The 8,134-nt window shown below is 33.5% G+C and carries 8 protein-coding genes; 1 reads left to right on the forward strand and 7 read right to left on the reverse strand.

What is annotated here, in order from left to right:
- The 6 genes from B0A66_RS22600 to B0A66_RS22625 all read right to left on the reverse strand — a co-directional run.
- Positions 1-790, reverse strand: a 790-nt coding sequence (locus tag B0A66_RS22600) for an EamA family transporter (RefSeq protein WP_089052100.1), incomplete at its 3' end; no start/stop codon positions are given.
- Positions 791-1,016: 226 nt separating this feature from the next.
- Entirely contained in the window at positions 1,017-2,147 is a 1,131-nt protein-coding gene (locus tag B0A66_RS22605) for a peptidylprolyl isomerase (protein ID WP_089052101.1), read from the reverse strand.
- Between the two features lie 30 nt (positions 2,148-2,177).
- On the reverse strand, positions 2,178-3,251 hold the full coding sequence (locus B0A66_RS22610) for a peptidylprolyl isomerase (protein WP_089052102.1): 1,074 nt from the start codon (positions 3,249-3,251) through the stop codon (positions 2,178-2,180).
- A gap of 14 nt (positions 3,252-3,265) precedes the next feature.
- Complete coding sequence (gldI, locus tag B0A66_RS22615) at positions 3,266-3,907, reverse strand: gliding motility-associated peptidyl-prolyl isomerase GldI (protein ID WP_089052103.1); 642 nt, start codon at positions 3,905-3,907, stop codon at positions 3,266-3,268.
- Positions 3,908-3,912: 5 nt separating this feature from the next.
- Positions 3,913-4,917, reverse strand: coding sequence for a DHH family phosphoesterase (locus tag B0A66_RS22620; protein ID WP_089052104.1), 1,005 nt, complete (start codon positions 4,915-4,917; stop codon positions 3,913-3,915).
- Positions 4,918-5,060: 143 nt separating this feature from the next.
- A complete protein-coding gene (locus tag B0A66_RS22625) occupies positions 5,061-6,314 on the reverse strand; it encodes a voltage-gated chloride channel family protein (protein WP_089052105.1) in 1,254 nt (417 codons plus the stop codon).
- Positions 6,315-6,636: 322 nt separating this feature from the next.
- Between B0A66_RS22625 and B0A66_RS22630 the strand changes: the two genes are divergently transcribed.
- Entirely contained in the window at positions 6,637-7,380 is a 744-nt protein-coding gene (locus B0A66_RS22630; protein ID WP_089052106.1) for a hypothetical protein, read from the forward strand.
- Positions 7,381-7,446: 66 nt separating this feature from the next.
- On the opposite strand, the gene B0A66_RS22635 is transcribed toward B0A66_RS22630, so the two are convergent.
- The gene (locus B0A66_RS22635; RefSeq protein WP_089052107.1) at positions 7,447-7,974 is read right to left on the reverse strand and encodes a hypothetical protein; all 528 of its coding nucleotides are present in this window, start codon (positions 7,972-7,974) and stop codon (positions 7,447-7,449) included.
- Positions 7,975-8,134: the final 160 nt, after the last annotated feature.

Raw genomic sequence — 8,134 nt, forward strand, 5'->3', positions numbered from 1 at the left:
CCATCATTACAGAAACAGGCAATTCGATAGCAGAAACGATACTTCCTAAACCAATTCCGGTTAATGGAAATCCTGCGGTCATAAGCATTGGTGGAATGATAGTACCAAAAAGTGCCAGGATAATTCCCCATTTTACAAAAATGTTAAGATTGAAAGGTGTTACCTGAGTAAACAAAGCAAATGAAAATACAATTACCGCACCACCTAAAAGCATATATAAACTACGCTGAGCAGACGAAATTTCGGTTGCCACATGATTTGCGGTAAACATAGTAGTGGTAAAAGAAGCAGCGGCTAAAACACCCCAGCCAATACCTCTCCAGTCTAGCGTAATATCATTATTAATAATATTGGTTGCTAATACAGTTCCTGCAAGTACAATCAATACAGCAACAACTTTTTGTTTTGAAGGAAGTTTTTTTTCTAAGATCATTTCAAGTAAAACTCCCATCCATACGGTTTGCATTAATAAAACAATACCAATAGAAACCGGAATGTATTTTACAGCCAGGTAATAGAACAAACTCGTCATTCCTAATGAAGTACCGGCAAGCATTAAGTTGAAAATATTTTTAGGAGAAGCCTTTACAACATTTTCCTTATGTTTTATTTTTTGAAAAGCATTAATAATTAGAATACCAATGATTCCAAGTACAAATTGCGATGTAGTTACCTCGGCAGTTGTATATCCTTCTGTGTAAGCCATTTTTACAAATGTTGCTAACATTCCATAGCTTGTTGCTCCTAACGCAACTAGAAATACACCTTTTAATACATTGTTTTGTGACATCTTAAACTTATTTATTTTGAAAATTAAAGCTGGCAAAGGTACGTTATTTATTTAGGATTTGCTCTAAATAAGCTTTAAACATTACGAGAACTCTAATTTCATGATTATATGACAGGATGATATTACAGAATTCGTATTGTGTTTGAAGTGCATTATTAAAATAAAAAACCACCAAAATCAAGATTTTGATGGTTTTAAGTAAGAGTTGAATAAATACTTTATTCTATTATTTTTTTGGTAAAGCAGCTGGTTGATTTTGATACGTTTCAATTTCAAAAACTAAAGTTGCATTTGGTGGTATAACACCTCCGGCACCTTTTTCTCCATACGCTAAGTTAGAAGGAAGAAAGAAAATAGCTTTTTGACCATCTGTCATCATGTCTAATGCTTCAATAAAACCAGGAATCATTCCGTCTTTTTTACCCGCTACAAATGGAAATGCCTGATATCCGTTTTGAGCATCTCTGTTAGCATCGTATTTACCATACTCTTTAGCTACACTTGAAATACTGCTGTCAAACAAGTTTCCGTCTTCAAAATAACCTGCATAATGAAAGTAAAAAGTAGTACCCTCAGCTGGTTTTACACCTGATCCCGGTTTCGTAATTTTATATTTTAATCCAGAAGGAGTTGCAGTTGCAGACGCTTTAGCAGCAGCAAAATAAGCTGCTTTTGCAGTAATTACCTTTTGTGATTCGGCTTTTTTAGCTTCTTCTTTTTTAACTTCGTCTGTAATTACTTTTACAGCGTTAAACTTTTTAGCAGCAGCACCTTTACGTGCAATTGTTATTTTAGTCATAATATCATCCTGAACAATTTTGTTAACATTGTCCATTCCTGAAACTACATGACCAAAAATAGTATGTTTGCCGTTTAACCACGGAGTATCTTTGTGTGTAATAAAGAATTGACTTCCGTTAGTAGCCGGTCCAGAATTTGCCATAGCTAAAACACCGCCTTTTTCAAATTTCAGATTGTCAACAAATTCATCTTTAAAAGCAAATCCAGGACCTCCAGAACCATTTCCGTCCGGATCACCACCTTGAATCATAAAGTCGTTGATAACCCTGTGAAATTTCAAACCATCGTAAAAAGGTTTTCCTTTTAGTCTTTCTACTTTTACATTAGGATTATTACCTTCTGCCAAAGAAATAAAGTTAGCTACCGTCAAAGGAGCTTTTACATATTCTAAAGACAAAACGATATCTCCTTTTGTAGTAGATATTGTTGCAAAAATCCCTTCATTAGGATTGGTTTGTGCAACTGTTTTTTTTGCAGGCGTAACTGCTTTTTTCGGTGCTTGCGCTTGAATATTAGCTATTGCAAGGAAAAAGAAGAATATAAATTTAAACTTCATGATGTATAGAATTTAAGTTTATGTTTTTTATTATGGTTTCTCTAATAATTGAACTTCGAAAATAATATTAGCGTTTGGCGGAATTACTCCTCCGGCTCCCGCAGCTCCATACGCTAAATGAGATGGAATAAATAAAACGGCTTTATCTCCAAAACCAAGTTTTTCAATTCCTTCAATAAATCCTGGAATCATACCATCTTTACGTCCAGCCTGAAAAGGAATAGGCTGATATCCTTTTGCTTCAGCTCTTGCAGCATCAAATGTTCCAAAAGTTTTAGCTACATCTTCAAGGCTAGTGTCAAAAATAGTCCCGTTTTCTAAGAATCCTGCGTAATGAATGTAGATTTGTGCTCCGTTTGCAGGCTTTTTACCTGTTCCTTTCTCAGTAATCACGTATTCTAATCCAGTTGAAGTTTTTGTTACTTTAGGTTTTAAAGAAGCATAATAATCTGTTTTCTCTTTACCAACTGCTGCAAATTTGCTTTTTTCTTTAGCAGATTCTTCAAAATAATCATGAAAAACTTTCACAGCATCAAACTTTTTAGCTGCTTCACCATTTCTAATGATCGTGATTGCCACAATGCTATCTCCCTGAAGTACTTTATTTACTACTTCTTGTCCTTTCTCTACAACGTGACCAAAAATAGTATGTTTACCATCTAACCAAGGAGTTTCAACATGTGTAATAAAAAATTGACTGCTGTTTGTTGCAGGACCATTATTTGCCATCGCAAGAACACCCGCTTTATCAAATCTTAAATCTGTAATTTCATCTTTAAATTTATATCCTGCATCACCAGAACCTGTTCCTAATGGATCACCAGTCTGAATCATGAAGTTTTCAATAACCCTGTGAAATTTTAGTCCGTTAAAAAAAGGTCTGCTTTTAAGGTTTTCATTGGTAACAAATTCATTTTTTCCTTCAGCAAGTGTTACAAAATTAGCAACCGTTATAGGTGCTTTTTTATAATCTAATTCAACTATAACATGTCCTTTATTGGTTTCAATATCGGCATATAAACCATCAGGTAAATTGCTATGCTCGTTTTTACAAGAATAGAAAGAGGTAACGGCTAATAGTAATAATAGAATACTTTTTTTCATTTTTTAAAATCTTTTTATTGGGTTATTGTATCTTTTTTAGTGGGAGCTGCAGTTTTAGGTGCAACAGGTTTTGTAGGTTGCGTTGTTGCAGCTGAAGTTTTTGCAGCCTGTTCGGGAACAAAATTTCGAAGCGTAACCGTGCAAAGTAAGGATTGGTTTGTACCGATTTTTTTGTTATCTCCATGATAACCATACGCAATATGCGATGGAAATAAGAAATTTACAGTTTCATTTTTATGCATTAATTTAATACCATCACGTAATCCCATCATGATTTCCTGCTTATCAACTCGATAAGTTTGCGGACCCAGTTCTGACTGAGAATAAATAACGGCACCATTAATATCTTTTACTTCTAAATTGAAATAAGCAATATCACCTTTTTTAGGTTTTAGTGTATCGCTTACATTCCTTTCGTCATAATAATACCAATATCCTTTTTTTGAAGCAAAATACTCCACTTTAGGGTTATTTTTAATTATTTTCTTGATGACATCTTCTTCATTCGCTACAAGTTTTTTATTTCTGTCAGCTGATTTTTTCATGAAACTTCCAGAAGCTCTCGAAATTGGCATCCTTGCATCTTCATATTGTTTACAGCTAACCAATAAAACAATCAAAAGCAGACTGTAGATGCTTGGTTTTAAATAGTTCATGTAGGTTATATTTTTAGTTTGGTTACTAAATCTTCAAATTTTTTCACAGTATCTTCCATCGACATTTCTGATCGTCCGCCCGCAGCATTACTGTGACCTCCACCATTAAAATGATCTCTGGCAAACTGATTCACATCAAATCCACCTTGCGAACGGAATGATATTTTAATAATCTTCTCGTCTTTATTTTCTATAAAAATAGCGGTAAAAACAATACCTTGTATACTCAAACCATAATTTACGATTCCTTCTGTGTCTCCTTTTATGTAATGAAACGCATCAAGTTCAGCCTGTGTAAGTGTTGTATACGATGTTTTGTGGTCTGAAAAAACTTTCAGGTTTTGTAAAGCACGACCTAATAATTGCAAACGACTGTAAGAACTATTGTCAAACAATAAGATTGGAATCTGCGTATTTTCAACGCCTAAATCTATAAATTCAGCAATAATGCGATGCGTATTTCCTGTAGTTCCCGGAAAACGAAATGATCCTGAATCTGTTAATATTCCGGTATAAAGACAGGTACCAATGGTTTTGTCGATATCCTGTTTTTTATCTAAGAATGAAATGAAGTTATAAACCATTTCACAAGTAGATCCAAACGAAGTATCAGAATAAGTGTAAGCAGCATAATCATCAGGTTTTTGATGATGATCGATCATGATAAACGTAGCTTTTAGCTTTGCTAAAGTATGTTCCATTTCACCTGTACGATGAAAAGCATTAAAATCAAGCGTAAAAATCAATTCTGCTTCTTCTAATATTTTGGTGCAGTTTTCAGTATCTTTTTCGAAAATTTTCACCGTCTCAGAACCAGGAAGCCAAGCCAGAAAATCAGGAAAATCATTTGGTGCAATCACAGTAGGATAGTGATTGTTTTTTAATAAAAAATGGTATAAACCAAGAGTAGAACCCATAGCATCGCCATCTGGGCCTCTATGTGGAATAATGGCAATTTTCTTAGGAGTCGCAAGCAACAATTGTATTGCCTGAATATCGTGTATTTTCATAGTGTGCGAATTTACATTTTTTTAGTGTAATGTTGCAATCATTTTGCAGATTAACACACTTTTATAAATTGTAAGTTTTGAGTTGATATTGATTTGTTATTTGATACAGGTAAAAGAGAGTAAAGGTTTGACTGTCAGAATAACTATAAATGTTCGAGTTCTTTTTTCTTCAGTTTTTGATATAATTGATATTTGGCACCTCTGACAATTTGAGATTTATAAATTCCAACAGAACCTGAGGAAAAGTAAGCTACTATACAGGCAATGGCAATAAAAATTCCGGGTTCAATTCCAAATAATTCTACTCCCATGATGGTACAGGCAATTGGAGTGTGCGTTGCACCGGAAAATACGGCAACAAAACCTAAGCCGGCAAGCAACGCTATTGGCAACGGAACGATTACAGACAAAGCACTTCCTAATGTTGCACCTACAAAAAATAAAGGAGTTACTTCGCCGCCTTTGAAACCGGCACCTAACGTAAATCCTGTAAAGAGTATTTTTAGCAAAAAATCATACCATTGGCTAGTATGTGAAAACGAATCTACAATAACCGGAACGCCCAGTCCTGCAAACTTTGTAAGTCCAAAACCAATTAGGACAAGAGTTAAAATAATACCGCCAATAAAAGGTCGCAATGGTGGGTATTTTATATTTGAAAAAAGAGAACTCCAAAAATGGGTGCTTCTGGAAAAAAGTAGAGCAGCCAGCCCAAACAAAATACTAATTAATACAGTATAAGCAAAATTGATCAGAGTAACATCAGGTACATTCGGAATGCTGTAATGCGTGTGTTTTATTTCCCAGAATTCCACAGTAAAATAAGCGGCGTAAGCGACTAAAAAAGACAGAACGACACTTTTGAAATTTATTTTACTAGAGTACAAAACCTCCAAAGCAAAAACAGCTCCTGCCAAAGGAGTTCCAAAAACAGAAGCAAATCCGGCGCTGATACCCAAAATAATCAGTGTTTTTCGTTCGTTGCGATCTAATTTAAAAAGTGTTGTAAATTGATCTGCAATTGCACCACCCATTTGAACCGCTGTGCCTTCGCGACCAGCTGAACCTCCAAATAAATGCGTTATTAGTGTTCCAAACAATACCAATGGAGCCATTCTAAGGGGAATCACGTTCTTAGGATTTTCATATTCTTCCAGCAATAGATTATTGCCTTTCACAACAGATTCGCCCCAGTAATAATAACTTAAGCCTACAAGCAATCCTCCAATTGGTAAAAGCCAAATGATCCAATCGTGATGGTTTCTAATTTGCGTAACAAATTCCAGAGCCACCAGAAAAAAAGCAGATGCTGATCCCGATAAAATGCCAATCAAAATACAAATGAAGAGCCATTTGAAAATCGCAATGGAATATTTTTTTGAGTTTTGAAAAGTCATTAATGCGTTAAATTATTTACTGCTGCCTAAAGCGAATTTACAAGTTATTGATGAATTAAAATACAATAATGGATTGAATTATGAATACAGGATTAAAAAGTAAAGGATTGAAAAACAGCTTTAAATTTAAATTCAACTATTTTATTGATTGCGAAAAAAATATTTGCTGGAATTTTTGGCAGGTTTTTTGTTTCCAAAAAATAGCCTAATATATTGTTATAAAACTCTTAAAGTGGTAGCGCCTAATTAAATTATGTTATTTTTGCGATGCTACGCTATTGATTTTATAAATTTTAAAAGCCGATTCAAAAAATATTTTTCAATGAAGCACTTTTTATTATTCATACTATTTTTTACTGCTGTAACAGTATCAGCTCAAACTGAATTTAGCACTAAATTCAAGAGTATTCCTGCACCTAAGTTTGGTGCTAAGCCTAAAACAATCCCTCCACCGGAAGAAAAAAATCCACAAGGACAAAATATAGATATGCCAGGCATCAAAACACCAAATGTTTTTGATAATACCAGTATAACGCCGAAATCTCAATTTCAGGTAGGAGAACAAAAAAGTAAATTTTCTATGTCTACAGAAACGGACTTTGCTAATCCCGGAGATCGTTATGTTGGAAAGATGGAAAAAGATTTGAATAAAGCATTAAAAGATGCTGGCTTAAAAGAAGATGGTCAACCACTTGTTATGACTGACATTAGTTATGGTGATATCAGAACAAGCTCTGCTTATTTTATAATTAAATGTCGTGATTTTGGCGCAATCGACGGAGATTTAATAAAAGCAGTTTTTAATCAAGATGTTATAATAGAAAAAATGATGTTAGATGCTTCATTTAAGGAGTTTAAAATATATTTTAAAGAAGGTATTAATACGTTTGAACTCGTTGCTCTTAATAAAGGAGAGTTAGGAGGGAATACAGGTGAATTTAAGATTTATGATGCTGAAGGAAAGTTTATTCTATCTGATCTTTGGCAGAATTTAAATGCTGGAGTTCAGGCAAAATTTATTATTATCAAAGAAAATAAGAAATTCAGTAAAGGTGAAAATAAATAGATTTGAATCGCTAAGACTTTTGATTTTAATATCTTAAATCTTAGCGATTTTAATTTTAGAAGTTTTTTAAAACGGATCTGCCGTTACTCTGAATTGCATATTAGCTTTTACCGTTACATCCTGCGTTAATGTTTCTTTAATAGTAACTTCAGTTCTTATTTTGTATTTGTCTGCTTTAACGTATTCATCTAATCTTGCGTTACTGCTAATAAGATCAATCGTATTTGAATTTGAGCTAATATTATCCAGATAAGCCAATTCAATTTCATTAGAATCCGTAGTTGAAATATATAAATGAATAGATTTCAAAAACGTAAAAGTTTTTCCTTCCGGATCAGTAAGTTTCAGTTGAAGTGATTTCAGTTTTACATCTTTTACCAAATTAGCTTTTGTTTTGTTGTTACTAAACTCAGCAGATGAATTCGTTGTAACGTCTGGTGTAAGTACTTCGATTGGTAAATTCAAAGGTGATGTACTCTTTATTTTTATTGATGTTTCATTAGAAATCGTAAAAGTCAATAAATCATCAACAGCACTGCATGAAGTTAGAAATAAAGAAAAGAAAACGGTTAGGGCAATTAATTTTGATTTCATAAAAATGATTTTTTTGTTAGATACGTTATTACGCCAGATTTGGTTTTTTTTTTTTAAGGTTCACAGGTTCACAGTTTCAGAGGAACAAAGGAAATGTTTTTCTTTTTAATTTTTTAAGTTTTGTTGCTCTGAGCCTTAATTTAGGTTCAAAGTTGCAAAG

This window comes from Flavobacterium hercynium (genome assembly GCF_002217285.1).
Taxonomy (GTDB): domain Bacteria; phylum Bacteroidota; class Bacteroidia; order Flavobacteriales; family Flavobacteriaceae; genus Flavobacterium; species Flavobacterium hercynium.

Excerpts from the sequence above, each read along its gene's own strand:
- B0A66_RS22620 (WP_089052104.1), bottom strand. The coding sequence starts at position 4,917 with ATGAAAATACACGATATTCAGGCAATACAATTGTTGCTTGCGACTCCT.
- B0A66_RS22635 (WP_089052107.1), bottom strand. The coding sequence starts at position 7,974 with ATGAAATCAAAATTAATTGCCCTAACCGTTTTCTTTTCTTTATTTCTA.
- gldI (WP_089052103.1), bottom strand. The coding sequence starts at position 3,907 with ATGAACTATTTAAAACCAAGCATCTACAGTCTGCTTTTGATTGTTTTA.
- B0A66_RS22610 (WP_089052102.1), bottom strand. The coding sequence starts at position 3,251 with ATGAAAAAAAGTATTCTATTATTACTATTAGCCGTTACCTCTTTCTAT.
- B0A66_RS22625 (WP_089052105.1), bottom strand. The coding sequence starts at position 6,314 with ATGACTTTTCAAAACTCAAAAAAATATTCCATTGCGATTTTCAAATGG.
- B0A66_RS22630 (WP_089052106.1), top strand. The coding sequence starts at position 6,637 with ATGAAGCACTTTTTATTATTCATACTATTTTTTACTGCTGTAACAGTA.
- B0A66_RS22605 (WP_089052101.1), bottom strand. The coding sequence starts at position 2,147 with ATGAAGTTTAAATTTATATTCTTCTTTTTCCTTGCAATAGCTAATATT.